General features: G+C 70.7%; 26 protein-coding genes. 13 read left to right on the forward strand and 13 right to left on the reverse strand.

What is annotated here, in order from left to right:
- Positions 1-45 precede the first annotated feature (45 nt).
- The 5 genes from FB391_RS07490 (at position 46) to groL (ending at position 4,158) form a co-directional block, all read left to right on the forward strand.
- A complete protein-coding gene (locus FB391_RS07490; RefSeq protein WP_141893840.1) occupies positions 46-1,095 on the forward strand; it encodes a DUF2332 domain-containing protein in 1,050 nt (349 codons plus the stop codon).
- Between the two features lie 9 nt (positions 1,096-1,104).
- Positions 1,105-1,347 (forward strand): DUF3263 domain-containing protein, encoded by a 243-nt coding sequence (locus tag FB391_RS07495; RefSeq protein ID WP_141893841.1) that lies wholly within the window; start codon positions 1,105-1,107, stop codon positions 1,345-1,347.
- Positions 1,348-1,420: 73 nt separating this feature from the next.
- Complete coding sequence (locus FB391_RS07500; RefSeq protein WP_141893842.1) at positions 1,421-1,990, forward strand: LytR C-terminal domain-containing protein; 570 nt, start codon at positions 1,421-1,423, stop codon at positions 1,988-1,990.
- 131 nt (positions 1,991-2,121) lie between these two features.
- Entirely contained in the window at positions 2,122-2,322 is a 201-nt protein-coding gene (locus FB391_RS07505) for a cold-shock protein (protein WP_045298154.1), read from the forward strand.
- A gap of 216 nt (positions 2,323-2,538) precedes the next feature.
- On the forward strand, positions 2,539-4,158 hold the full coding sequence (gene groL / locus FB391_RS07510; protein ID WP_141893843.1) for a chaperonin GroEL: 1,620 nt from the start codon (positions 2,539-2,541) through the stop codon (positions 4,156-4,158).
- Positions 4,159-4,243: 85 nt separating this feature from the next.
- Here groL and FB391_RS07515 read toward each other — a convergent pair whose 3' ends face one another.
- From FB391_RS07515 to FB391_RS07530, 4 genes are all read right to left on the reverse strand, one after another.
- On the reverse strand, positions 4,244-4,531 hold the full coding sequence (locus FB391_RS07515; protein WP_141893844.1) for a WXG100 family type VII secretion target: 288 nt from the start codon (positions 4,529-4,531) through the stop codon (positions 4,244-4,246).
- 155 nt (positions 4,532-4,686) lie between these two features.
- The gene (locus tag FB391_RS07520; RefSeq protein WP_185842998.1) at positions 4,687-6,321 is read right to left on the reverse strand and encodes a sensor histidine kinase; all 1,635 of its coding nucleotides are present in this window, start codon (positions 6,319-6,321) and stop codon (positions 4,687-4,689) included.
- A 153-nt stretch (positions 6,322-6,474) separates the two neighbouring features.
- Entirely contained in the window at positions 6,475-7,167 is a 693-nt protein-coding gene (locus tag FB391_RS07525) for a response regulator transcription factor (RefSeq protein WP_018172550.1), read from the reverse strand.
- Positions 7,168-7,231: 64 nt separating this feature from the next.
- Entirely contained in the window at positions 7,232-7,918 is a 687-nt protein-coding gene (locus FB391_RS07530; RefSeq protein WP_141893846.1) for a helix-turn-helix transcriptional regulator, read from the reverse strand.
- Between the two features lie 98 nt (positions 7,919-8,016).
- Here FB391_RS07530 and folE point away from each other — a divergent pair, with 98 nt between their 5' ends.
- The 4 genes from folE to FB391_RS07550 are packed head-to-tail and all read left to right on the forward strand — an operon-like array spanning position 8,017 to position 11,488.
- Complete coding sequence (gene folE / locus FB391_RS07535; RefSeq protein WP_141893847.1) at positions 8,017-8,607, forward strand: GTP cyclohydrolase I; 591 nt, start codon at positions 8,017-8,019, stop codon at positions 8,605-8,607.
- 34 nt (positions 8,608-8,641) lie between these two features.
- A complete protein-coding gene (locus FB391_RS07540; protein ID WP_141893848.1) occupies positions 8,642-9,880 on the forward strand; it encodes an NAD(P)/FAD-dependent oxidoreductase in 1,239 nt (412 codons plus the stop codon).
- Positions 9,881-9,885: 5 nt separating this feature from the next.
- Entirely contained in the window at positions 9,886-10,779 is an 894-nt protein-coding gene (gene folP, locus FB391_RS07545) for a dihydropteroate synthase (protein ID WP_141894672.1), read from the forward strand.
- 1 nt (position 10,780) lies between these two features.
- Positions 10,781-11,488, forward strand: a complete 708-nt coding sequence (locus tag FB391_RS07550; protein ID WP_141893849.1) for a pyrimidine reductase family protein — start codon at positions 10,781-10,783, stop codon at positions 11,486-11,488.
- Positions 11,489-11,518: 30 nt separating this feature from the next.
- On the opposite strand, the gene FB391_RS07555 is transcribed toward FB391_RS07550, so the two are convergent.
- Entirely contained in the window at positions 11,519-12,070 is a 552-nt protein-coding gene (locus FB391_RS07555; RefSeq protein ID WP_141893850.1) for a TetR/AcrR family transcriptional regulator, read from the reverse strand.
- A gap of 103 nt (positions 12,071-12,173) precedes the next feature.
- Between FB391_RS07555 and FB391_RS07560 the strand changes: the two genes are divergently transcribed.
- Both FB391_RS07560 and FB391_RS07565 read left to right on the forward strand, forming a co-directional pair.
- Positions 12,174-13,112 carry an alpha/beta fold hydrolase gene (locus tag FB391_RS07560; RefSeq protein ID WP_141893851.1) on the forward strand — a complete coding sequence of 313 codons (939 nt, stop codon included), beginning with the start codon at positions 12,174-12,176 and terminating at the stop codon, positions 13,110-13,112.
- Positions 13,109-13,993 (forward strand): alpha/beta fold hydrolase, encoded by an 885-nt coding sequence (locus FB391_RS07565; protein ID WP_141893852.1) that lies wholly within the window; start codon positions 13,109-13,111, stop codon positions 13,991-13,993. The genes FB391_RS07560 and FB391_RS07565 overlap by 4 nt, the downstream gene beginning before the upstream one ends.
- 54 nt (positions 13,994-14,047) lie before the next feature.
- Here the strand turns inward: FB391_RS07565 and FB391_RS07570 are convergent, their stop codons facing one another.
- The 3 genes from FB391_RS07570 to FB391_RS07580 are packed head-to-tail and all read right to left on the reverse strand — an operon-like array spanning position 14,048 to position 17,751.
- Entirely contained in the window at positions 14,048-15,706 is a 1,659-nt protein-coding gene (locus FB391_RS07570; protein WP_141893853.1) for a DNA repair helicase XPB, read from the reverse strand.
- Positions 15,707-15,758: 52 nt separating this feature from the next.
- Positions 15,759-17,483: a helicase-associated domain-containing protein gene (locus FB391_RS07575; protein WP_141893854.1), complete on the reverse strand. Its 1,725-nt coding sequence runs from the start codon at positions 17,481-17,483 to the stop codon at positions 15,759-15,761.
- A 4-nt stretch (positions 17,484-17,487) separates the two neighbouring features.
- Complete coding sequence (locus FB391_RS07580) at positions 17,488-17,751, reverse strand: multidrug ABC transporter ATPase (protein ID WP_141893855.1); 264 nt, start codon at positions 17,749-17,751, stop codon at positions 17,488-17,490.
- Between the two features lie 188 nt (positions 17,752-17,939).
- Between FB391_RS07580 and FB391_RS07585 the strand changes: the two genes are divergently transcribed.
- Together FB391_RS07585 and FB391_RS07590 are read left to right on the forward strand one after the other, a co-directional pair.
- Positions 17,940-18,323: a cold-shock protein gene (locus tag FB391_RS07585; protein WP_018172537.1), complete on the forward strand. Its 384-nt coding sequence runs from the start codon at positions 17,940-17,942 to the stop codon at positions 18,321-18,323.
- Positions 18,307-19,161 carry a DUF3027 domain-containing protein gene (locus FB391_RS07590; protein WP_342778180.1) on the forward strand — a complete coding sequence of 285 codons (855 nt, stop codon included), beginning with the start codon at positions 18,307-18,309 and terminating at the stop codon, positions 19,159-19,161. Before FB391_RS07585 ends, FB391_RS07590 begins: the two co-directional genes overlap by 17 nt.
- Before the next feature lie 115 nt (positions 19,162-19,276).
- Here FB391_RS07590 and FB391_RS07595 read toward each other — a convergent pair whose 3' ends face one another.
- Genes FB391_RS07595 through FB391_RS07615 form a run of 5 tightly spaced genes read right to left on the reverse strand, consistent with a single transcriptional unit; the run spans position 19,277 to position 25,350 of the window.
- Positions 19,277-21,595 (reverse strand): exo-beta-d-1,3/1,6-glucosidase, encoded by a 2,319-nt coding sequence (locus FB391_RS07595; RefSeq protein ID WP_141893856.1) that lies wholly within the window; start codon positions 21,593-21,595, stop codon positions 19,277-19,279.
- Entirely contained in the window at positions 21,592-22,641 is a 1,050-nt protein-coding gene (locus FB391_RS07600) for an ABC transporter permease (protein ID WP_246093406.1), read from the reverse strand. The genes FB391_RS07595 and FB391_RS07600 overlap by 4 nt, the downstream gene beginning before the upstream one ends.
- 2 nt (positions 22,642-22,643) lie before the next feature.
- Positions 22,644-23,723: an ABC transporter permease gene (locus FB391_RS07605; RefSeq protein ID WP_141893857.1), complete on the reverse strand. Its 1,080-nt coding sequence runs from the start codon at positions 23,721-23,723 to the stop codon at positions 22,644-22,646.
- A complete protein-coding gene (locus FB391_RS07610; protein WP_141893858.1) occupies positions 23,720-24,529 on the reverse strand; it encodes an ABC transporter ATP-binding protein in 810 nt (269 codons plus the stop codon). Before FB391_RS07610 ends, FB391_RS07605 begins: the two co-directional genes overlap by 4 nt.
- A complete protein-coding gene (locus tag FB391_RS07615) occupies positions 24,526-25,350 on the reverse strand; it encodes an ABC transporter ATP-binding protein (RefSeq protein WP_141893859.1) in 825 nt (274 codons plus the stop codon). The genes FB391_RS07610 and FB391_RS07615 overlap by 4 nt, the downstream gene beginning before the upstream one ends.
- Positions 25,351-25,367: the final 17 nt, after the last annotated feature.

The raw sequence follows: 25,367 nt of genomic DNA on the forward strand, positions 1-25,367 counted from the left end.
TTCAACCTCAGTGCCGGGGGTGTCGGGCTGCGGGAGGATGGCGGAATGGATGCTGCAACCGCCGACGACCCGATGGCCCGGGAACGGGCGGCCGGTGAACACGAGCGCACGATCGAGCGGTACGCGCGGTTCGCGCGCGACGAGGCGCCGGGGCGCTCGGCGCTGTACGCGCAGTGGGCCGGCGGTGTGGCGGGCGACCCCGAGGTCGCCGGCATCCTCGCGCGCATCCCCGCCACGCGCCGCCAGCCGCCGCTCGTGTTCGCGGTCGCCCGCATGCTCGGTGCGCCCGAGGCGGCGTACCCCGCCTGGGCCGCGTGGGTGCGCGGGCACGCCGACGAGCTCGTGGCCGAGGCATCCATCCGTCGCCTGCAGACCAACGAACCGCAGCGCTGCGCGGCACTGCTGCCTGCGCTCGCCGGAGTCGACGGGCCGATCGCGCTGCTGGAGGTCGGCGCGAGCGCCGGCCTGTGCCTGTACCCCGACCGGTACGCGTACCGCTACTGGCGTGGCGGCGGCGTGGTCGCGCTGGAGCCGGAGGCAGGATCGTCGCCCGTCGTGCTCGAGTGCGAGGTGCTCGGCGCTGCGCCGCTGCGGCTCCCGCAGGTGGTGTGGCGCGCCGGCATCGACGTGCATCCGCTGGATGCGGCCGACCCGGGGGATCGCCGGTTCCTCACCAGCCTCGTGTGGCCGGGAGAGGAGGGGCGTGCCGACCGCATCGCCGCGGCGCTCGACATCGCGGGCGCGGACCCGCCGCTCCTTGTCGCGGGCGACGCCACCGAGCCCGGCGTGCTTCGTGCACTCGCGGCGCGCGCCCCGCGGGGGGCGACGCTCGTCGTCACGACGCCGGGGGTGCTTCCGCACATCCCGCGCGACGGCCGTGAGCGTCTCATCGCGACGATCCGCGGACTCGACGCGGTGTGGATCACGATCGACCCGCCCGCGCTTCACGAGTGGCGGGACGACCATGTCGATCCGGCGTCGTGGGAGGGGTTCGTGCTCGCGCGCGACGGCTCGGCGCTCGCCGCGGTCGATCCGCTCGGCGGATTCGTGCACTGGCGCGCGTCGGACGACGGATCGGGCGGCGCCCCGGGCTAGCTTTGCGGTGTGCCTCTGACCGACCGCGACCGCGCCCTCCTCGACTTCGAGGCGCAGTGGCAGCGTCACGCGGGGGCGAAGGAGGAGGCGATCCGCGCCGAGCTCGGGCTGTCGCCGGCACGGTACTACCAGCTGCTCGCCCGCCTCATCGACACCACCGACGCGCAGGAGCACGATCCGATGCTGGTCAAGCGCCTGCGCCGGCTGCGCGACGCGCGCGTGCACGAGCGCAGCGCGCGCGCCGCCCGCTGACGTCGTCATGCGGTGCTCGCGCCCGCCGGGCTGTCGGATCGGACGCACAGGCTCAGCCGGGTAACATCGACGGGTGCCGACCTCCCGCTACCCCCAGGATCGCTTCGACGACCTGCCGGACACGGAACGCGTCGGAGCCCACCGCGCCGAGAACCCCCGCATGCGGGGGTGGGTCGTGCTGCTGTGGGCCGCGCTCGCGACGGTCGTCCTCATCGCCGTCGGCATCTTCGGCACGCTGATCGCCTCGGGCCGCATCGAGCTCGCGCCGACGCCGACCCCCACCGCGACGCCTGTTCCCGAGGTCTCGCCCGTGAAGGACACGACCTACGAGGTGATGATCCTCAACGCCACCCCGGAGCAGGGACTCGCCACCCAGCTGAAGGACGTCGTCGTGCAGGCGGGGTGGGCCGAGGATGCCGTGACGGCGGGCGAGGCGGGGTCGCAGGACTTCCCGACCACCACTGTCTTCTACAGCGTCCCCGAGGACGAGGCGGCCGCGAAGGGCCTCGCCGAGGCCATCGGCGGTGCCGCGACCGAGCAGAGCGACGCCTACCCGGCGTCGTCGCCGGACGTCAAGCAGCTCACCATCGTGGTGGGTCTCGACCGCACCGCGGCAGGGCAGTCGCCCGCACCCACGCCCTGACGCCCGGGCCCCGTGTTTCGCGCGGGTAAACACTTGTGTGCCTGCATGTCAACAAGTGACGAAAACGCCGCGGACGTCTGTGCGCTCCTGCATACGATGAAGCCCTGCACCGCCGGCAACAGGAGATACGCATGACCCAGGGCACCGTCAAATGGTTCAACGCCGAGAAGGGATTCGGCTTCATCACCGTCGCCGACGGCCAGGACGTCTTCGTCCACTACTCGAACATCGACATGTCGGGCTTCCGCGTGCTCGAAGAAGGGCAGACCGTGGAGTTCACGGTCGGCTCCGGCCAGAAGGGCCCGCAGGCGGAGTCGGTGCGCGTCGTCTGACGCCCGCCGCGCGCCCGTCGCGCTGATCGATCCGGAAACGGGTGCCACGGCATCCCGTTTCCGTGCGTTTCGGCGCCTGTGCTGAGCGAGCGCAGCGAGACGAAGTGTCCCTCGCGACGGCTTGCACTCGATAGGGTCGAGTGCCAGAATGATTTAGCACTCACGTTTGTTGAGTGCTAATACCCAAAGCCAACGTTCCGGAGGGACGACACACACATGGCAAAGATCATCGCTTTCGACGAGGAGGCCCGTCGTGGCCTCGAGCGCGGCCTGAACACCCTGGCCGACGCCGTCAAGGTGACGCTCGGCCCGCGCGGTCGCAACGTCGTGCTCGAGAAGAAGTGGGGCGCCCCCACGATCACGAACGACGGTGTCTCCATCGCCAAGGAGATCGAGCTGGACGACCCGTACGAGAAGATCGGCGCGGAGCTCGTCAAGGAGGTCGCCAAGAAGACCGACGACGTCGCCGGTGACGGCACCACCACCGCGACCGTCCTCGCCCAGGCGCTCGTGCGCGAGGGCCTGCGCAACGTCGCGGCCGGCGCCGACCCGATCTCGCTCAAGAAGGGCATCGAGAAGGCCGTCGCCGCCATCACCGCCGAGCTGCTCGAGTCCGCCAAGGAGGTCGAGTCCAAGGAGCAGATCGCTGCGACCGCCTCGATCTCGGCCGCCGACCCCGAGATCGGCGCGCTCATCGCCGAGGCCATCGACAAGGTGGGCAAGGAGGGCGTCGTCACCGTCGAGGAGTCGCAGACGTTCGGCACCGAGCTCGAGCTCACCGAGGGCATGCGCTTCGACAAGGGTTACATCAACCCCTACTTCGTCACGGACCCCGACCGCCAGGAGGCCGTGTTCGAGGACCCGTACATCCTCATCGCGAACCAGAAGATCTCGAACATCAAGGACCTTCTGCCCGTCGTCGACAAGGTGATCCAGGACGGCAAGGAGCTCGTCATCATCGCCGAGGACGTCGAGGGCGAGGCTCTCGCGACGCTCGTGCTCAACAAGATCCGCGGCATCTTCAAGTCGGTCGCCGTCAAGGCCCCCGGCTTCGGCGACCGCCGCAAGGCTCAGCTGCAGGACATCGCGATCCTCACGGGTGGCCAGGTCATCACCGAGGAGGTCGGTCTCAAGCTCGAGAACGCCACCCTCGACCTGCTCGGCCGTGCGCGCAAGGTCATCGTCACCAAGGACGAGACCACGATCGTCGAGGGTGCCGGTGAGGCCGCGCAGATCGAGGGTCGCGTGACCCAGATCCGCCGCGAGATCGACAACACCGACAGCGACTACGACCGCGAGAAGCTGCAGGAGCGCCTCGCCAAGCTCGCCGGCGGCGTCGCCGTCATCAAGGCGGGCGCGGCCACCGAGGTCGAGCTCAAGGAGCGCAAGCACCGCATCGAGGACGCCGTCCGCAACGCGAAGGCAGCCGTCGAGGAGGGCATCGTCCCCGGTGGTGGCGTCGCGCTCATCCAGTCCGGCAAGAAGGCGCTCGACGCCCTCGAGCTGTCGGGCGACGAGGCGACCGGCGCCAACATCGTGCGCGTCGCGATCGAGGCCCCGCTGAAGCAGATCGCCCTCAACGCCGGTCTCGAGCCGGGCGTCGTGGCGAACAAGGTCTCGGAGCTGCCGGCGGGCCACGGCCTCAACGCCGCTTCGGGCGAGTACGGCGACCTCTTCGCGCAGGGCATCATCGACCCCGCCAAGGTGACCCGTTCGGCGCTGCAGAACGCCGCGTCGATCGCCGGCCTGTTCCTCACGACCGAGGCCGTCGTCGCCGACAAGCCCGAGAAGGTCGCGGCTCCTGCCGGCGACCCGACGGGTGGCATGGACTTCTGATCCAGCCCGCTCGCTGACGCGATCCGCGGATGCCCCGGCCCTTCTGGGTCGGGGCATCCGCCGTTCTCGGCGTGCCCTCGACGCCTCAGCGGAAGAGGCTCGCGGCGGCGAGCTCGGTGTCGGCGTACTGACGCCCGGCCGCGGCGAGGGCCGCGTTGATGTTCGCAAGCGACTCCTCCACCTGCCGCTGCGTGCCGCGCCACTGGTCGACGACACCCGCGAAGGCCGCCGACGCCGAACCGGTCCAGGACGCCTGCAGCTGCGTCAGCTGGGCGAGCATCGCGTTCGACTCGGCCTGCAGCCGGTCGATCGTGGCGCGCACGGTCGTGGTGGAGGTGAGGATCGAGTCGCTGTCGACGGTGAAGACGGCCATGAGGGCTCCTGACGGTTCGTGCGGTGGCCGGATGCCGATTCCGCTGTGCCGCCACGCTAGGCGCTGCCGCGCCGGCGGGTGGCGGCATCCCTCGACGTCGGCCGGTTCTGTGCACAACGCGCGCCGGCGGGACGCTGGGGAGGAGAGCTGCGGCGTCAGTCCGGAGCGTCCGTCAGCCGCTGCAGCGGCTGCGTCGGGATCGACGCGTGGTCGGCCGCCTCGCGCGCGTCGGCGAGAGGGAACGAGACGCGGAACGTCGCTCCGCCGCCCGGGGTGTCGGTGACCTCGACGGTGCCGTGCAGCGCCTCGACGATGGACGCGACGATGGACAGGCCGAGGCCCGAGCCGCCGGTCTCACGCGTGCGCGACGTATCGGCACGCCAGAAGCGCTGGAAGATCTTCTCCTTGATCTGGTCGGGGACGCCCTCGCCGTGGTCGACGACCTCGATCCAGCCCATGCGGCTCGTCCCGTCGACGCCGACGCGCAGATCGATGGGGGAATCCTCGGCGGAGTAGCGACGGGCGTTGCCCAGCAGGTTCGTCACCACCTGGCGGATCCTGTTCTCGTCACCCAGCACGACGGGCACCACGGCGTCGGCGGGCGCCGCCGGCTCGTGCTCGGGGACGAGGGGCGGCAGCTCGGCCGCGCTGCCGTTCGCCTGCGTCGCGGGCAGCGGCTTGGGGCGGCGGCGCAGCATCGACAGCGTCGCGCCGGCGCGCGAGATCGCCGACGGCGGCGTTCCGCGGCGCTTCGACTCGGGCGCCGTCATCGTCTCGGACGCGCGTGCGGGCTCGGGGTCGAAGAGGGTGGTGTCGAGCACGGTGACGGGACGCATCGGGGCGGCCGCGCGCACATCGAGCGCGGCATCCCTCGCCACCGGGCGCAGGTCGACCGGCACGATCACGACGTCGCGGCGCTCATCCAGGCGCGCGAGGGCGAGGAGGTCCTCGACCAGCACGCCCATGCGGATCGCCTCCTTCTCGATGCGGTCCATGGACTGCGCGACCTGCTCGTCGCCGCGCACGGCGCCCATGCGGTACAGCTCCGCGTAGCCGCGGACCGTCACGAGCGGTGTGCGCAGCTCGTGACTCGCGTCGCCGATGAAGCGCCGCATCTGACGCACGGTCGCGTCCCGCTGCGAGATCGCGCCGTCCACGCGGTCGAGCATCGCGTTGATCGCGGTCTTGAGACGGCCGACCTCCGTCGTCTTGGGCTCGATGTCGGTCATGCGCTGCGTCAGGTCGCCGGCGGCGATGAGGTCGGCGGTCGCCTCGACCTGCCCGAGGCTGCGGAAGGTCAGCGTGACGAGGAGGCGGGTGGCGAACGCGCCGGCGATGAGGATCACGAGCGCGAGGATCGAGTAGATGCCGAGGTAGTTCGCGATCGTGCGGTTGACGCCCGCGAGCGGGGAGGCGACCAGCTGCGGGTACAGCAGCCCGCCGTCTTCGTACTGCTGCACCGACACGGTGGCGCGGAAGGTGGCTTCGCCGTCCGCCGAGGTCAGCTCACGGATCTGCCCGGACTGCGTCTGCGCCTCGGTCAGGGACAGCGTCTCGGGCACGACGGGCGTGGGGCCGCCGCGGCCGCCGACGAGCGCCAGCATCTTGTCGCCCTGGTTGGGGTCGTACACCGCGACGAAGTAGTCGACGCTGTACGGGCTCTCCTTCATGGTGACGACCAGATGCCCGTTGACGGACGAGAAGTCGAGCAGCGGGGCAGCGGCCTCCGTGCCCGCGAGGGACTGCAGCTGTGTGTCGACGCCGTCGATCAGCGAGTTGCGCAGGAACACCGCGGTGCCGACGCCGGCCGCGATGAGGCCGACGGCCAGGAGCGCGACAGTGACCCCGGTGACCTTCGCGCGCAGACTGGTTCCGCGCCACCACCGGGTGACCGCGTCAGGCTTCTGCGCCAGGTCTCGTCCCCCTCTGCCGGCATCCCGCGACTAGGCGGTCTTGCCCGCCTTCAGCATGTACCCGAAGCCCCGCTTGGTCTGGATGAGCGGCTCGGTCGAGTGCGGGTCGATCTTGCGGCGCAGGTACGAGATGTAGCTCTCGACGATGCCCGCGTCGCCGTTGAAGTCGTACTCCCACACGTGGTCGAGGATCTGCGCCTTCGACAGCACGCGGTTCGGGTTGAGCATGAGGTAGCGCAGCAGCTTGAACTCGGTGGGGCTCAGGTCGATCGAGACGTCGCCGACCTGCACGTCGTGCGTGTCCTGGTCCATCGTGAGCTCGCCGGCGCGGATGACCGACTCCTCGTCGGCCTGCATCGTGCGACGCAGGATCGCCTGGATGCGGGCCACGATCTCGTCGAGGCTGAAGGGCTTGGTGACATAGTCGTCGCCGCCCGCGTTGAGACCGGTGATCTTGTCTTCGGTCTCGTCCTTCGCGGTGAGGAAGAGGATCGGAGCGGTGTACCCGGCGCCGCGGAGCCGCTTGGTGACGCTGAAGCCGTTCATGTCGGGCAGCATCACGTCGAGGATGATGAGGTCGGGCTCCTCTTCGAGGACCGCCGAGATGGTCTGGGCGCCGTTCGAGACGGCCCGGACCTGGAACCCGGCGAATCGGAGGCTGGTGATCAGCAGATCGCGGATGTTCGGTTCGTCGTCCACGACGAGGATGCGCGGTGCGGTCATGGGCCCATTATGTCGGCGTATGCCATGTCGTGCCTGGATATCGGCGACACGGCCGCGAAATCGATCAGGGGGCGCACGCGCGGATCTCGACGCAGCAGCGGCCGTCGGCCGGAGCCAGGACGGGGGTGCGCTCGTCGTCGGTGGCGGCGGCGAGCCCCCGCACGAACTCCAGGTTCGCCCCGCAGATGAGCGCGGTGTGGCGGCTCGCCAGCACATGGAACGGGCAGTTCTCGAGGACCAGATCCGGGGATGCCGCGTCCTGGCGCCGCGGCGGGTTCGGCGCGTATCCGCAGGCGGTGAGGGCGCCTTCGAGCGCCTCGGCGCCGGCGCCGATCGATGCGCCCGCGGCGAACGCCGCGGCCGCGAGGGCTTCGCGGACCGGCGTGCCGGTCTCGTCGGCGTGCTCGACGGCGGCGGCCAGCAGGTCGCCGACCAGCTCGTAGTGGCGCTCGGGGATGGTGGCGGAGAGCTCGTCGGCCGTCGCGCGATAGAGCTTCGCAGGACGACCCGCGCCAGGGCCGGTGCGCCCGGAGCGCCGCTCGTACGACACCGTGAGCAGGCCGGCATCCACGAGTCTGTCCAGGTTGAGGGCGGCCGTGCTGCGGGGGAGGCCGAGGGTCGCGGCGGCGTCGTCACGCGTGACGGCGTGATCCGCCGCCAGTCGGTAGAGATCGCGCCGCTGCGGGTCGACGAGCGCGGCGACCGCGTCGGCCCGGTTCGGCGTCGGTGAGAGCGGCGATGAAGTGCTCACACGCGGAGTCTACCTCTAAAAACATGAACCTTGACAAAAGAAATGACCGGTTCTAACGTCGGGCTCAGAGGCAGTCCGGTGGAGCGAAGGAGCACGAGATGTCGACCACGGCTCAGGTGGCCGCCCTCCATGCGCTCCCTGACGAAGAGGAGCCCGACCGCGAGCGTGCGATCGCGGCGGTCGCCGACCTGCTGGTCGCCCTCGGGCACGATCCCGACGCCGGCGATCTCGCGGAGACGCCGCGCCGCGTGGCCGACGCCTTCCTCGAGTTGCTGACGCCGGAGCCGTTCGAGATGACGACGTTCGCGAACGAAGAGGGGTACGACGAGCCCGTCGTCGTGCGCGGCATCCCGTTCGTCTCGCTGTGCCGACATCATCTGCTGCCGTTCCGCGGCACCGCCACCGTGGGTTATCTGCCCGGCGACCGCCTCGTGGGGCTGTCGAAGCTCGCCCGCGTCGTCGGCCACCACGCGCGCGCCCTGCAGGTGCAGGAGTCGCTCACGATGCAGATCGCGCGCACGCTGGACGACGCGCTCGCCCCACGCGGCGTCGGAGTCGTGATCGAGGCCGAGCACCTGTGCATGTCGGTACGCGGCGTGCGCGCGGACTCCGCGGTCACGACCACGACATGCTTCCGCGGGGAGCTGGCGGGCGACACGGCTCTGCAGACGCGCTTCCGGGACGCATGAGCGGCGCGCTCGTGCACGGACGAGAGGAATCGACATGACCCGCATGCTGATCATCGGCGGAGGACTCGCCGGCGGCACCGCCGCCGAAGCGCTGCGCGATGAGGGGTTCGACGGCGAGATCACCGTCGTCGCGGCGGAGGCGCATCCGCCGTACCAGCGGCCGCCCCTCTCGAAGGGCTACCTCGCCGGAGACGAGGGGCTGGATGCCGTCATCCTGCATCCTGCCGCGTGGTACGCCGATCGCGGCATCCGTCTCGTGACGGGCGTGGCCGCGACGTCCCTCGATCCCTCCGCGCACGTGGTCGAGCTCGACAGCGGTGAGCGCCTGGAGTACGACTCGGTCCTGCTCGCGACCGGGGCGACGCCGCGCATGATCCCGCTCGCCGGGCACGATCTCGCGGGTGTGGCGACCCTCCGCCGGCTCGATGACTCCGATGCCCTCGCCGCGCAGCTGCGCGACGGCGGCCGGAGGCTCGCCGTGATCGGCGCCGGCTGGATCGGCATGGAGGTCGCGGCCACCGCGCGGGGGTTCGGCAACGACGTGACGATCCTCGAACGCGACGCGGTGCCGTTGGCCGCGGCGCTCGGCGCCGAGATGGGCGAGGTGTTCCGCCGCCTCCACCTGGAGCACGGCGTCGACCTGCGCACGTCGGTCGGCATCGACCGCATCGTGGGCGCCGACCGGGCCGAGGGCGTCGTCGTGGACGGCGAGACGATCCCCGCCGATCTCGTGCTCGTCGGCGTCGGCGCGATCCCGAACACAGCGCTCGCAGAGGCGGCGGGGCTCGAACTGCAGAACGGCGTCCTCGTCGACGCGGCCCTGCGCACCAGCGCGCCGGACGTCTTCGCGGCGGGTGACGTCGCCAACGCGTTCCACCCGGTGATCCAGCGGCACCTGCGCAGCGAGCACTGGGCCAACGCGCTGAACGCGGGGAAGGTCGCGGCCCGGTCCATGCTCGGGCAGTCGGTGTCGTTCGACGACATCCCGTACTTCTACACCGACCAGTACGACCTCGGCATGGAGCTGTCGGGCTACGCGCCTCTCATGGCGGATGCCGCGATCGTCGTGCGCGGTGACCTGGAGGCCCGCGAGTTCATCGCGTTCTGGACGGATGCCGTCTCGCCGGGCGAGGCGGGCCGGGTCGTCGCCGGCATGAACGTGAACGTGTGGGACGTCAACGAGCAGGTGCAGGCGCTGATCCGCGCGGGGGAGCGCGTCGATCCCGATCGCCTGCGCGACCCGGCTGTGCCGCTGGAGGACCTGCTGCCGTGACGCTGATGACCGACCGCCTGCTCCAGGGCTGCCTGCTGGAGGTGCCCGGCGGTGCTCTCGACCTGTCGCAGCACATCGCGGTGATGGCGATAGTGAACCGCACGCCCGACTCCTTCTACGACCGGGGCGCGACGTTCGCGCTGGACGCGGCGGTGGCGGCCGGTGTCGCCGCCATCGAGGCGGGCGCCGAGATCGTCGACGTCGGGGGCGTGAAGTTCGCGCCAGGGCCGCCGGTGCCCGTCGAGGACGAGATCGCCCGGGTCGTGCCGGTGGTGCGTGAGCTCGCTCCGCTGACGCGCGTGAGCGTCGACACGTTCCACCCCGAGGTCGCCGTTGCGGCGATCGATGCGGGCGCTGCGATCGTGAACGACACGACGGGCCTGCACGACCCGGCGATGGCAGAGGTGATCGCGGCGGGCGGGGCCGGTGTCGTGATCGCCCACAGCCTGGCGGCGCCGCGCACGCAGCATCCTCTCCCGCACTACGGCGACGTCATCGGCGACATCGCGGCGTTCCTCTCGGCGCGCCGCGACCTGGCGCTCGAGCGCGGCGTGCCCGCCGAGCGCATCGTGCTCGATCCGGGGCACGACCTGAACAAGAACACGCGACACACCCTCGAGCTCACGCGGCGCCTGGGCGAGCTGGCGGGGCTCGGATCACCGCTGCTGGTCGCGCTGTCGAACAAGGACTTCGTGGGCGAGACGCTCGACCGCGAGCGCGGCGATCGGCTGTCCGGTTCGCTCGCCGCGGCGGTGTACTGCGCGCTGCACGGTGCGCGGATCATCCGCGCCCACAACGTGCGCGAGACCGTCGACGCGATGCGCATGGTCGAGGCGATCCTGGGGTGGCGCGACCCGGCGTACGAGCGGCACAACACCCGCCCCGAGGGGAACGACTGACATGCCCACCGTCTCTGAGCTGTTCGACGCCTACGCCCTGCAGGGCCGTGACGGCACCCGCGTCCGCATGAACTTCGTGTCGTCGGCCGACGGCGCGGTGACGCTCGGCGGTCGCAGCGGTGCCCTCGGCGGGAAGACGGACCGTGCGCTGATGCAGGTGCTGAGGACGATGGCCGACGTGGTGCTGGTCGGCGCGGGCACGGTCCGGGCAGAGGGCTACGGCGGTGTGCGCGTGGGCCCCGACGGCGTCGCGTGGCGTCGCGCGCGCGGCCTCGACGACCAGCCGGCGCTCGCCGTCGTCTCGGGCGGACTGCAGCTGGACCCGGGCGATCCCGTTTTCGCCGAGGCTGTCCGGCGTCCGGTGCTGGTGACGACGGATGCCACGGCCGCGGCGCGCGGTGCGCTGTTCGATCCCGTGGCCACCGTGCTGGCGTGCGGGGTCGACACGGTCGACCTGCGTGAGACGCTCGACGTGTTCGCGCGGCGCGGCTGGACCCAGGTGCTCTGCGAGGGCGGCCCGCATCTGTTCGGCGCGCTGCTGGCGGACGACCTCGTCGACGAGGTGTGCGTCACGATCGCTCCCCGATTCGTCGGGGGCGAGGCGCGCCGCATCGTGCAGGGCGTCGCCGAAGCCGACCGCAGGTTCGCGCTGGCCGGCGTGGTCACGGACGACGAGGGGTTCGCGTTCCTGCGGTACAGCGCCGGGTGAACGCCGGGGACGTGGCGCCCCGAGGCGGTGCTACCCGCCGAGCAGTCCCCGCACGGCGGCGTCGACGCTCGGCCGGACGGGTGCCTCGGGATCGATGGTGAGCCGATGCAGCAGGATGCCGTCACCGAAGGCCATGAACGCATGCAGCGCGGTATCGGGATCACGAGCACCGAGGCTGACGAGCAGGCTCCGCGACCAGGCCTCGAAACCTTCGCGCTGCGCGCGCAGCGGTGCGAACAGCGCAGGGTCGGCCGCCGCTTCGAGGAACAGCGCGTAGCGCGCGCGTGTGCGCACCGCGAAGCGACCCGTGAGCAGCTCGATCCCGGTGCTGAAGAGGTCGATGAACCCGTCGACGTCGTCGAAGGGCTGGGCCAGGACGGCCCCGAGGTCGCGCGTCTCTTCCTCGGCGATCCACGAGGCAACCCCGCCGAGCAGCGCGGCTCGCGTGCGGAAGTGGTTCGAGGTGGATCCCGGGGGAAGCCCCGCATGGGCGTCCACGCGGGCGTGCGTGAGCGCGCGGATGCCGTGGCTGCCCACCAGGTCGACGGCGGCGTTGAGGGCGCGTTCGCGGGTGCTGCTCATCAGTCTGAGCCTATTCGGTCACGTTTACTACATTCATAGTGACATGGCACTATAAACGTAGTAGCCTCGGTGTCCGAAGAGGGTGGTCCAGAGGGGGTGGACGATGTCGACTCGCACGGCGACGCTGCCGAGGATGCCCGTGGTCCCCGGCGTCGAGCATGAGCTCGTCGACCTGTCGGACGGACGCATGCACGTGGCCGTGGCGGGCGAGGGTGAACCGGTCGTGCTGCTCGCCGGACTGGGACAGTCCTGGTGGGAGTGGCGGGACGTCATTCCCGTGCTCGCCGGGCGGTATCGCGTGATCGCACCCGACCTGCGCGGCGATGGGTGGACCGACCTGCCGGAAGCGGCGATCACCCGCACGCGCCGGCTCAGCGACCTGCTCGAGCTCTTCGACGTGTGGGAGCTTCCGCCGGTGCGACTCGTCAGCCACGACCTGGGGGCTGTCACCGCGCTGCAGCTCACGCTCGGGCACGCCCGGCGCGTGACATCGCAGGTGGTGCTGGCGGTGCCACCGCCGCAGATGCGGTTCACGCCCGACATGCTGCCCGGCATGCGCCAGCTGTGGTTCGAAGAAGCACTCGCCGTGCCGGCGCTCGGTCCTGCGCTGCTGCGCAGTGACCGGTTCTCGCGGTGGCTGCTGGCGCATTTCACCACCCGGCCGCTTCCGCCAGAGGTCATGGACACGTACGCCGCGCTGCTGAGCGAGCCGTCGCGCGCCCGGGCGGGCAGCCTGCTCTGCCGGCGGATGGTGCTGCCCGAGCTGGTGCGGATCATCCGCGGCGACTATCGGTCGGCTCGGTTCGAGATGCCGACGCTCTATGTGTTCGGCGGCGGCGACCTCGCCTTCCCGCCGGCGGTCGCCCGGCGCATGTTCTCGGATCCCGCGACCATCGGCCGCGACGTCCGCGTCGAGATCCTCGAGGGCGCCGCGCATTTCGTCGTCGACGAGCAGCCGGCTGCGACCGTCCGCCTCATCGCCGACCACTTCGTCAGATCGACGACCGTCGCCGACCCTCGGCGAGGACAGGGGGAGACATGAATGCCGACACCGTGCCGCGCACGCGGCGGATCGAGGCGAACGGCCTCGGCATGCACGTCGTCGAGTACGGCGGTGACGGGCCGCCCGTTCTCATGCTTCATGGCTTCCCGCAGAGCTCACGGGAGTACCGCCGGCTCGCGAGCGCGCTCGCGCCCGATGTCCGTGCCCTCGTGCCTGATCTGAGGGGCGCGGGTCTGACCGACGCGCCGGCCGGCGGGTATGATCTCGACTCGGTGTGCGCCGACGTGCTCGCGCTGCTGGATGCGATGGAGATGCCTCGCGTGACGCTCGTCGCCCACGACTGGAGCGCACTGGTCGGATTCGAGCTGTGCCTGCGCGCGCCCGAGCGGTTCGAACGCTTTGCGGCGATCGCCGTGCCGGCGCCTTACATCCGCATGACGCCGAAGCTCGCCGGGGCCATGGCGCGCGCGATGCCGCACCTGTGGTTCCAGTGGGCGATCGCGACCCCGGGTCTCGGACCCCGACTGCTCGCAGGCGGCCGGCAGCGGCTCGCGCATCGGCTCCTGCGATCGTTCGAAGTGGCCCACATCGACGATGACGACGTCGCGGCCTACGTCGCGGCGCTGCGAGAGCCGGCGCGCGCCCGTGCCGGCTCTCGGCTGTACCGGAAGCTGATCCTGCCCGGGTTCATGAACATGATGCGCGGCGCGTACCGTGGGCGGGTCCTCCGCGTGCCGACGCTCGTGCTGTTCGGAGCCGAGGACCATCTCATCCCGCATGACGCCCTCACGGTCTCGGCCGACGACGCACCGGATCTGTCGATCCGGTTCGTGCCGGCCGGTGCGCACTTCGTCGTCGACGACAATCCCGACGAGGTCGCGCGGCTGATCCGGGAGTTCGCCGGGCTGCCTGCTCGGTGACGGGTGCCTCGGCCGGCCGACGGGGCCGGGTGCGGCATCCCTGACCCAGCGACGTCAGGCGGCGAGCGAGTGGGCGTCGAGGATCGTGTAGGCGTAGCCCTGCTCGGCGAGGAACCGCTGACGGTTCTGCGCGAAGTCCTGGTCGACGGTGTCGCGCGCGATGAGCGTGTAGAAGCTCGCGGTGTGGTTCGACTGCTTGGGGCGCAGCAGGCGTCCGAGGCGCTGGGCCTCCTCCTGGCGCGACCCGAACGAGCCCGACACCTGGATCGCGACGGATGCCTCGGGCAGATCGATCGAGAAGTTCGCGACCTTCGACACCACGAGCACCGAGATCTCGCCCACGCGGAACGCCTGGTAGAGCTCTTCGCGCTCGTCGACGGGCGTCTGCCCGGTGATCTTCGGCGCGTTGAGCGCCTCGGACAGCACGTCGATCTGGTCGAGGTACTGGCCGATGATGAGGATGCGCTCACCCTCGTGACGCTCGACGAGCTGCTTGACGACGCCGATCTTGGCGGGCGCGGTCGCCGCCAGCCGGTAGCGCTCGTCGTCGGCGGCCGCCGCGTACTCCAGACGGTCGTACGCCGGGAGGTCGACGCGCACCTCGTAGCAGACGGCCGGGGAGATGAAGCCCTGCGCCTCGATCTCCTTCCAGGGCGCATCGAACCGCTTGGGCCCGATGAGGCTGAACACGTCGCCTTCGCGGCCGTCCTCGCGCACGAGTGTCGCGGTGAGGCCGAGGCGGCGGCGCGCCTGCAGATCGGCGGTGAGCTTGAACACCGGGGCCGGAAGAAGGTGCACCTCGTCGTACACGATGAGTCCCCAGTCCAGCGCGTCCAGGAGGGCGAGGTGGGCGTACTGACCCTTCCGCTTCGCCGTCAGGATCTGGTAGGTCGCGATCGTGACGGGCTTGATCTCCTTCGTCTGACCCGAGTACTCGCCGATCTCTTCCGGCGTCAGCGAGGTGCGCTTGAGGAGTTCGTCGCGCCACTGCCGGGCGCTCACGGTGTTGGTCACCAGGATGAGCGTCGTCGTCTTGGTGTCGGCCATCGCCGCCGCGCCGACGAGCGTCTTGCCCGCGCCGCAGGGGAGCACCACGACGCCCGAGCCGCCCTCGGTGAAGATGTCGACCGCCTTGCGCTGGTAGGGGCGGAGGTTCCAGCCGTCCTCGTCCAGGTCGATGGGATGCGGCGTGCCCGGGGTGTAGCCGGCGAGGTCCTCGGCCGGCCATCCGATCTTGAGCAGCTCCTGCTTGATGTGCCCGCGGGCCCACGCGTCGATCACGAACGCGTCGGGGGAGGGGCGTCCGATCAGCAGGGGCTGGATGCGCTTGTTCTTGGAGACCTCGGCGAGGACCGCGGCGTCGGTCGACCGCAGGATGAGCTCGCCGCCCGAGCCGTCCTCGGCGACCGGGGCGCGCTCGATGACGAGGCGCCCGTAGCGCCCGACGGTCTCGGCGATGTCGATCGACACCGACGGCGGCACCGGGAAGCGCGACCACCTGTCGAGCGTCGCCAGCATGTCTTCGGCGTCGTGGCCGGCAGCGCGCGCGTTCCACAGCCCGAGCCGTGTGATGCGGTACGTGTGGATGTGCTCGGGAGCGCGCTCCAGCTCAGCGAAGATGGCGAGCTCGTGGCGCGCGCTCTCGGCATCCGGATGCGCGACCTCCAGCAGCACCGTGCGGTCGCTCTGGACGATGAGGGGTCCGTCAGCCATAACCAGCCAGTCTACCGGCGGAGTCGGGGAGCGGGATCAGGATGCCGCGGCTTCATGCCGCGCGGACGCTCACGATGCTCGACACGGGCAGCGTGCGCTCGATGTCGGCAGCGCGGTCACGTCCGCGCAGCCGCCCGCCGCCGAGCCCCGAGGCTTCCAGGGTGAGGGCTCTCTCGGTGCCGTCGGGCATGCGCACGACGACCACGATCTCGGCGCGCGCGCGCACGGCCTGCTCCAGCTCGCGCTCGAGCCATCCCGCCTCGCCGCCTGCGGTGTGGCTAAGCCGCAGCGTCGTCAGCAGCCGTTCGTAGGTCTGCACGGGCGTGGGTGCGGGCTCGGACGGGGCTGCGGGTGCGCGTCGGTGGATGGGCTCGGGCCGTCCGGCCCCGTCGATCGCGATCACGGGGTACCGCGCATCGGCGAGCGTCCAGTACACGGCGTCGCGTGCGACCCTCGATGAGAGACCGTCGCCGTCGCCGACGAGCCCGAGGGGGCGCAGCGCCTGGTCGACTGCGATCGTGTCGAGCAGGGCGGCGTCGGCGCTGTCGACACGCGTCCGGCCGGACGCATCGTCGGCACGCACGCGCACGAGCCCGTGCCGAGAGGCCGTGCTCTCGATGAGGTAGTCGAGGGGCTGCGGGATGCCGGTGAGCGACAGCTCGGCGAGGAACTCCCGCATCGACGCCGCGGTCTCGCCCTCGCCCATACCGGCCCCGAGCGATTCCGCGGTGAAGCGGTACGTCGAGGCCTGCGCGCGGGACTCGCGCAGCGCGAGCGACCGCAGCCGCAGGTCGAGGGCCGGTGCCAGCGGGCCGGGTGCGATCGCGGTGAGGTCGGCCTGCAGATAGACGCGGTCGATCTCTGCCGGAAGGTGCGGGGCCATGGTGGCGGCATCCGCCCGCCCGCCTTCGCGCAGCTGCGTGGTCCACGGGTACTCGGCGGTCGACGACGTGTCGGGATCGAACAGGCCCCATCGTGTGCCGATGCGGCGCTGGCGGGCAGCCCGTGCCGGCCAGTCCTCGTCGAGCGGGTACGCGTCCGGCCACGACGAGGGCGCCGTGAACCCGCCGGCGGGTGTGCGGATGCCGCGGGGGAGGCTCGCCCGGAAGCCTTCGGCGATCGCCTCCCAGCGCTCCGGCGTGGGCGTCTGCAGCCACGCCACCCCGGCGTCGGTGACGACCCACTCGCGGTCGCGCGCCGCGGCCAGTCCCGCGTCGGCGGCGGAGGCCAGCAGGTCTTCGAGGTCGTCGGGGGCCGCGATGGCGCCGGCGTCCGTCAGTCGTCGGCGGTCCACGGCGCTCACGGCGCCCGCGCCGGTGCGGGCGAGCGGCGCGTGCAGGCATGCGAGGAGCACGTCGGCGAGCGATCCGGCGGCCGTGAACGCGCGCTCGGCCGCCGCGGCGGCGGAGCGCGGCTCGGCCGGCGTGGACGCCGGGGGCCGTACGGCGGCGGTGAAGGCGTCGGGGTGGGATGCCGCGGCCACCGCGATCCGGTCGGCGACGGCGTCGTACGGCGCCTGGGAGGCGTCCGTCAGCGCCAGCAGGTCGGCATCCCCGCCCTCGGGAGCGGAGCCGGAGGCCAGCGCGATGAGCTCGGAACGATCCAGCCGCGTCAGCGCGCGGTCGACCTGCACCGGATCGAGCAGGAACTCGGCGGCGTCGAAGAAGTCGTGCCAGCCGATGTGCGGCGAGACGCCCCGGGCCGCGAGCGTCCCGGCGAGCGCGGCATCGTCCAAGTCGGCGAGCCGCGTCGCGAGTGCGCGCGCGTCGGAGCCCACCCGGTCAGCCTCCCCGGTTCGCCCGAGCCCTCCGCACGAAGCTCATGATGAGCACGGCGAGCAGCATCGCGAAGGCGACGATGGGGGCGAAGTAGACCAGGACGCCGACGACGGGCCAGACGCCGGTGTCCATCTTCGCGCCCGAGGACGAGGCGATCATGATCGCGAAGAAGCACACGATCGACAGCGCCAGCAGGCCCAGCGACATGAAGGCCAGGATGCGATCGATGCGGCGGACGGGGACGTCGCCGTCGGGTTTCGTGCTCATCCGCTCCAGCCTACCCGCCGAGGTCAGGAGTCGCGGTCGCCCGGTCGCGTCCGGACCGCGGTTCGACGCGGCTGCGCGGGCGCCGGTGCGACTAGGCTGTCAGGCGTGGGGGTTGCACGACCCTCGCGTTCGTCATGCACTGTTTCGCCGCGGGATTGCGCGCGGCGCCCGATTCAGCGAGGTTCTCGATGCCCACCGGCAAGGTCAGGTTCTACGACGAGGAGAAGGGGTTCGGCTTCATCTCCTCCGACGACGGCCAGGACGTCTTCCTGCACGCCACCGCCCTGCCCGCCGGCACGCCCGCGCCCAAGACGGGCACGCGGCTGGAGTTCGGCGTCGCCGACGGCAAGCGCGGCCCGCAGGCGCTCTCGGTGCGGGTGCTCGACGCCCCGGTGAGCCTCGCCAAGCGCTCCCGCAAGCCCGCCGACGACATGGCGATCATCATCGAGGACCTCGTCAAGCTCCTCGACGGCATCGGCGGCGACCTCCGTCGCGGCCGATACCCCAGCGGCGCGCACGCGAGCAAGGTCGCGGCCGTCCTGCGCAAGGTGGCCGATGAGCTCGACGCCTGATCCGGCCGCCGACGCCGTCTCGGACGACGACGGGTCGTCCGTCGCGCCCGAAGAGACCGTGGATGCCGTCGACGCGACCCCCGAGGTCGTAGAGGTCGAGGTCGTCGAGGTCGAGGTGGGCGTCCTGGACGCGCTGCTGGTCGACCTCGTGGAGGATGCCGTCGAGGCGGAGGCAGAAGTCGAGGCCGATGCCGAGGCCGAGATCGTCGCGGTCGAGCCGGACCCGTCGCTGTTCGAGGCGCACGACCTCGCACTCGCGGCGCTCCGTGAGATCACGACCGAGGCGTCCATCGGCGAGCCCGTCGACTACCGCGTCGAGCCCGACGGGGTCGTGTCGCTGCGCTTCGCCAACCGGCTCCCCGGTTACCCCGGGTGGTTCTGGACGGTGAGCCTCGCGCGTGTCGAGGGCTCCGAGCCGACGGTGCTCGAAGTCGAGCTGCTCCCGGGAGACGGAGCGCTGCTCGCACCGGACTGGGTGCCGTGGGCCGTGCGGCTCGCCGAGTACCACGCAGCGCAGGCCGCTCTCGCCGAGGCCGCCCACGCCGACGAGGACGAGGACGAGGACGAGGACGATTCGGACGAGGACCTCGACGACGTCGACGACCTGGATGCCGCGGACTTCGACGATGACGGGTCCCCGATCCTTCACGCCGGCGACGTCGACGGCGTGGACATCGATGTGCTCGACCCTTCCGGTGACGACTCGGACGAAGAGGACGAGGACGACGACTCCGACGACGACGAATCCGACGAAGAGGACTCGGACGACGAGTCCGATGACTCCGACGAGGACTACGACGACGAGGACGACGAGTCGGACGACGACTCCCGGCGCTGACCATTCGACTGCGCGGCTGAGCGTGTCGTCTCGCGTTCGGACGCGCCCGCCGCACATGCCGAAAGGGCGGTCCTCCGCGCCCGCAGCGCACGGAGGACCGCCCTTCCACCGTCCGTCAGAAGTCCGCGGCCGCCTTCGGGGCAGCGGAGGTCACGCGGAATCGGGCGTTCCGCAGCGCGTCCTCGCGTGACGACGGACCGACGAGCAAGTCGAACTCGCCGGGTTCCACGATGCGCCGGCCGGCGGCATCCACGATCGAGCATTCCGCGACGGGGACCGAGAGCTCGACCGTCATGATCTGCCCGGGGTCGATGTCGACGTGGCGGAACGCCTTGAGCTCCTTGTCGGCCCAGCTGACGGACGTGACGGTGTCGCGCACGTACACCTGCACGATCTCGTGCGCGGGCCGGGTGCCGGTGTTGCGCAGCTCGATCGTCGCGCGCACGGTGTCGTCCGGCGCGAGCTCGGCGTCGACGATGCGGAGGCGGTCGTACTCGACGGTCGTGTACGACAGGCCCTCGCCGAACGCCCAGGCCGGCGCCTGGGTGAGGTCCGCGTAGCGGTCGCCGTGCTGGCCGCGGATCTGGTTGTAGTAGATCGGCAGCTGCCCGACGTGACGGGCGAACGAGATGGGCAGGCGCCCAGCGGGCTCGATGAGACCGAGAGCCAGCTCGGCGATCGCCCGGCCGCCCTCCATGCCGGGGGAAGCGGCCCAGATCACCGCCGCGGCACGATCCGCCGACGGCGGCAGCACGAGGGGCTTCGACGCCATCAGGACGATGACGAACGGCGTGCCGGCATCCGCGAGCGCGTCGATGAGGGCGATCTGCCCGCCGATGAGGTCGAGGGTCGCCGTCGAACGGCCTTCGCCGACGAGTTCGATCACGTCGCCCACGACCACGATGGCGACGTCGGCCGTCTGCGCGGCCTCGACGGCCTCGGCGATCAGCGCCTCGTCCGGCGGTGAGGGCACCACGACCTGCGGGCGGGGCTGGCCGTCGGGGAAGAACGCTCCGGCCGGGTCCTCTTCGAGAGTCAGCACGTCGGCGCCGCGCGCATGCGTGACCGTCCAGTCGGCCGGCGCGAACGAGCGGAACCCGTCGAGCACCGTCGTGATCATGTCGCGAGGCTGGCCGTCGAGCCATCCCGCCTGGCCCGAGCCGCCTGCCCAGTCGCCGAGCTGCGTCTGGGCGTCGTCGGCGAGCGGGCCGATCACCGCGACCCGTCGCGCGCCCGCGTCACCGGCGAGCGCCCGGCCGGCGGCATCCGCCGTGAATCCGCCCTCCAGCGGCAGCAGGCCGTCGTTGCGCAGCAGCACGAGCGAGCGGCGCGTGACCTCGAGGTTCAGGGCGCGGTGCCCGGCCGTCGCGATGTCGCTCGCTATCCGCGCCGCATCGGGCAGACGCGGGTCGGCGAACAAGCCGAACTCGAACTTCAGCCGCAGGATGCGCTCGACCGCGCGGTCGAGCGCATCCTCGGTCAGCAGCCCCTGCGCGATCGCGTCGAGGGCGCCCTGGAAGAAGCCCGGCGTGGTCATGATCATGTCGTTGCCTGCGTTCACCGCGGCGGCCGCGGCATGCGCGTAGTCGGGCTGCACCTGCTGCTCCCACACCATGCGGCCGACGTTGTCCCAGTCGGTGATGAGGGTGCCGGTGTAGCCCCATTCGCCGCGCAGCACATCGTTGAGCAGCCAGTCGTTGATGGTGATCGGCACGCCGTCGGTGGTCTGGTAGCCGATCATGAAGGTGCGGCAGCCTTCCTTCGCCACGCGCTCGAACGGCGGCAGGAACCACGAGCGCAGCTTGCGGCGCGACAGGTCGGCCTCGCTCGCATCGCGGCCGCCCTGCGTCTCGGAGTACCCGGCGAAGTGCTTGGCCGTCGCGAGGATCGCGGTGCTGTCCGAGAGGCCGTCGCCCTGGTAGCCGCGCACCATCGCCGAGGCGAGCTCGCCGATGAGGAGCGGATCCTCGCCGAAGGTCTCGTCGACACGGCCCCAGCGCAGGTCGCGCGCGATGCAGAGCACGGGCGAGAACGTCCAGTGGATGCCGGTGGCGGCGACCTCGACGGCGGTCGCGCGTGCGACCTTCTCGGCCAGGCCGACGTCCCACGACGCGGCCATGCCGAGCTGAGTCGGGAAGATCGTCGCGCCCTCCCAGAACGAGTGGCCATGGATGCAGTCCTCGCCGACCAGCAGCGGGATCTGCAGCCGCGTCTGCAGTGTCAGCTCGCGGGCACGGAGCACCCGCTCGGGTGACGTGTGCAGGATCGAGCCGACGTGCTTGCGCAGCACGTGGTCGTCGAGGTCGTCCCGCGCGTCGAGCTGCATCATCTGCCCGACCTTCTCTTCGACCGTCATGTGGCCGAGCAGGTCGGCGATGCGATCCGCGATCGGCAGCGACTCGTCGAGGTACTTCGGGATGGTCGCGATGCTCACGCGTTCTCCTGGGTCTTCGTGTTCGTGCGCACGACCGTAACGGTGTCGTTCACGTTCATGCCCTTCTTCTTCATGGCGCGGGCGCGCTCACCGGCGGACCGCAGGCGCGGGTTGACGTATTCGTCGATGCCGAAGTTGATGAGCGAGAGCGCCACACCGATCGCGGCGATGCACAGCCCCGGGGGCAGGAACCACCACCACTGGCCTTGGCGGAACGCACCCTGCGCGCTCGCCCAGTTGAGGATCGTGCCCCAGTTGTAGGTCGTCACCGGGATGATGCCGATGTACGAGAGCGTCGTGAGCCCGATGATCGCCGCCGTCACGGTGCCCACGAAGCTGGCGGCGATGAGCGCCATGAGGTTCGGGAGCATCTCGACCGTGATGATCCGCCGCAGCGGCTCGCCGTTGGCCCGGGCCGCTTGGACGAAGTCACGGCTGCGCAGCGACATCGTCTGGGCGCGCAGCACGCGCGCGCCCCACGCCCAGCCGATGAGGCCGAGCACGCCGGCGATGAGGATGAGCGGCGGATCCTCGAACATCGAGGCCACGATGATGATCAGCGGGATGCCGGGGATCACGAGGAACACGTTTGTGAGGGCGGACAGGCCCTCGCTGCGCCACCCGCGCAGGTAGCCGGACAGCACGCCGACGATGATCGCGATGATCGTGGCGATGAACGCCGCCAGGAAGCCCACCACGATCACGCCGCGCGTTCCGTGGATGACCTGGCTCAGCACGTCCTCGCCGATGTGCGTCGTGCCGAGCCAGTGCTGCGCCGACGGCGGCTGGAATCGTGCCGTGTTGTCGACCTTCGTGGGCGAGTACGGGGCGAGCACGTCGGCGAAGATGGCGACGAGCACGAAGAACCCGAGGATCGACAGGCCCGTGATCGACTTCTTGTTGCGGAACATCGCGAACGCGGCACCGAGCTTCGACCAGAAGCCCGGCTTCTTCGGCGCGTTGCCGGCGGTGGCGGGGTTGCGCACGGTCGCGGTCGCCGGCGAGTTCGCCGCGCGGTCCGCCGTGTCGTTGACGATCGTGTTCATGCTCAGGCCTCCGTCTGGCGCGTGCGCGGGTCGAGGAACGCGTAGGCGACGTCGGCGAGGAGGTTCGCCAGGAGCACCGAGATCGTGATCACGAGGAACACCCCCTGCATGAGCGCGTAGTCCTTCGCGTTGGTGGCGTCGAGCAGGAGCTTGCCGACGCCGGGGTAGCTGAACACCACCTCCATCACGATCGTGCCGCCGACGATGAAGCCGAGCGCGAGCGCGAAGCTCTGGATCTGGGGAAGCACGGCGTTGCGCGCGGCGTACCGCCAGAGCACCCGGTCGTTCGGCATGCCCTTGGCTTGCGCGACGGTGACGTAGTCCTCGTCGAGGACTGTGAGCATCATGTTGCGCATGCCCAGCATCCAGCCGCCGAGCGACGCGACGACGATCGTCGCGGCGGGCAGGAAGCCATGGCGGAGCACGTCGCCGATGAACTCCCACGACCACTCCGGCGCCACGCCCACGCCGTACGCCTTGCCGATGGGGAACCACCCGAGGGCGACCGAGAAGACCGAGATCGCGAGCAGGCCAAGCCAGAAGTAAGGGATGGTGCTGAAGAACGTGGTGATCGGGATGAGCACATCGAGCCGGCTGCCTCGGCGCCAGCCGACGATCGCACCGCCGATGGTGCCGATCGCGAAGGCGATGAGGGTCGCGAAGCCCACGAGGGCGACGGTCCAGACGAGGGACTGTCCGACGACCTCGGTCACGGGCCGCATTCCGTGCAGCAGCGAGATGCCGAGGTCGCCGCGCAGCAGGTGCGCCCAGTAGTCGATGTACTGCTGCCAGAGCGAGGAGTCGGTGTCGAGGCCGAGCAGCGCACGCAGCGCCTCGGCCGCCTCGGGCGTGACGTTGCGGTTGCGGGCGAGGTATGCGCTCACCGCGTCGCCCTTCATCAGACGCGGCAGGAAGAAGTTGATCGTGATGGCCGCCCACAGCGTGAACAGATAGAACAGGGCGCGGTTGCCGAGGAAGCGCCACGGGATGCGTGCGCGACCCCTGACGGCGCCCGTTGCGGTCGTGCCCGCCTCGATCGCGTCGAAATCGGGGGCCGGGAGCTGGGGAGCGACGGCGCTCATCTGTCACCTCCGAGGATGCCGGCTGCGTGCGCGAAGTAGGTGTCGGGATCGGGGGATGCCGCTCGCAGCTCTTGGGTGTACGGGTTCTGGGGGTTCAGGATCACGTCGTCGGCGGGGCCGCGTTCGACGACCCGCCCCTGGTTGAGCACCAGGATCTCGTCGCTGAAGTGGCGCGCGGTGGCGAGATCGTGCGTGATGTACAGCACACCCAGGCCGTGCTCGCGCTGCAGGTCCGCGAGGAGATTGAGCACGCCCAGCCGGATCGATACGTCGAGCATCGATACCGGCTCGTCGGCGACGAGCAGCTTCGGACGCGAGGCGAGAGCGCGCGCGATGGCGACCCTCTGGCGCTGGCCTCCCGAGAGCTCGTGCGGGCGGCGGTCGATGACGGCGTCGGCGTCGAGGCGTACGCGGCCGAGCAGACGGCGGACCTCGTCGTCGAGCTGGTCCTTGGGCACGACGTCGTCGAGTTCGAGCGGACGCTGGATGGCGTAGCGGATGGTGTGGTACGGGTTCAGCGACGCGAAGGGGTCCTGGAACACCATGCGCAGCTGTTGGCGGTACGCGCGCAGCCCCTTGCCGCGCCGAGGGATCGGCTGGCCGTCCATACGCACCTCGCCGCTCGTGGGCGACTCGAGCTGGGTGAGGATCTTGGCGATCGTCGACTTGCCGCTGCCGGACTGGCCGACGAGGCCGATGGTCTGGCCCGAGCGGAGCGTGAAGCTCACGTCGTCGAGGGCCTTCATCTGGCCGGCGCCGCGCACGGAGTACACCTTGGTGACGGCGTCGAATTCGAGGACGGTCATCGGTGGACCACCCCTCTCTCTCCGGTGAGTCTGGGGAAGGATGCCAGCAGCGTCCGCGTGTACTCGTCCTGCGGATCGGTCCACACGCGCTCGGCGGAGTCGAGCTCGACGATCTCGCCCTCGCGCATGATCGCGATGCGGTCGCTGATCTCGAGCAGAAGAGGCAGGTCGTGGGTGATGAAGATCACCGAGAAGCCGAACTCGTGACGTAGATGGGAGATCTGACGGAGGATCTCGCGCTGGACGAGCACGTCGAGAGCGGTCGTCGGCTCGTCCATCACCATGAGCTGCGGGCGCAGCGCGAGGGCCATGGCGATCATGACGCGCTGGCGCATGCCGCCCGACAGTTCATGCGGGTACGAGCGGTAGCGCTGCGCGCCGACCTTGACGATCTCGAGCAGGTCGATGACTTCGGCGCGTCGCTGCGACCTCGTGAGAGCGGGGCGGTGGACCTCGAAGACATCCTCGAGTTGGGAGCCGATGGTGGCGACCGGGTTGAGCGAGTTCATCGCCCCCTGGAAGACCATCGAGATCTTGTCCCATCGGAAGCGGCGCATCTCCTCGGCCTCGAGGCCGTTGATGTCGATGTCCTCGCCGTTCGAATCGTGGAAGACGACCGACCCGCTGGTGATGACGGCGGGCGGCTTGAGGAGGCGTTGGACGCCGTACGCGAGTGTGGTCTTGCCGCACCCGCTCTCGCCGGCGAGCCCGAGGATCTCTCCGCGCTGGAGTTCGAGGGTGACGTTCTTGACAGCCCTGACGGGGGGATCGACGTCGTAGACGATCGAGAAATCGTGGACGGAGAGCAGCGAATCTCTCATGGATGCTGGGTCGCTTT

Origin of the sequence: Microbacterium kyungheense, assembly GCF_006783905.1 — a bacterium.
GTDB lineage: Bacteria > Actinomycetota > Actinomycetes > Actinomycetales > Microbacteriaceae > Microbacterium > Microbacterium kyungheense.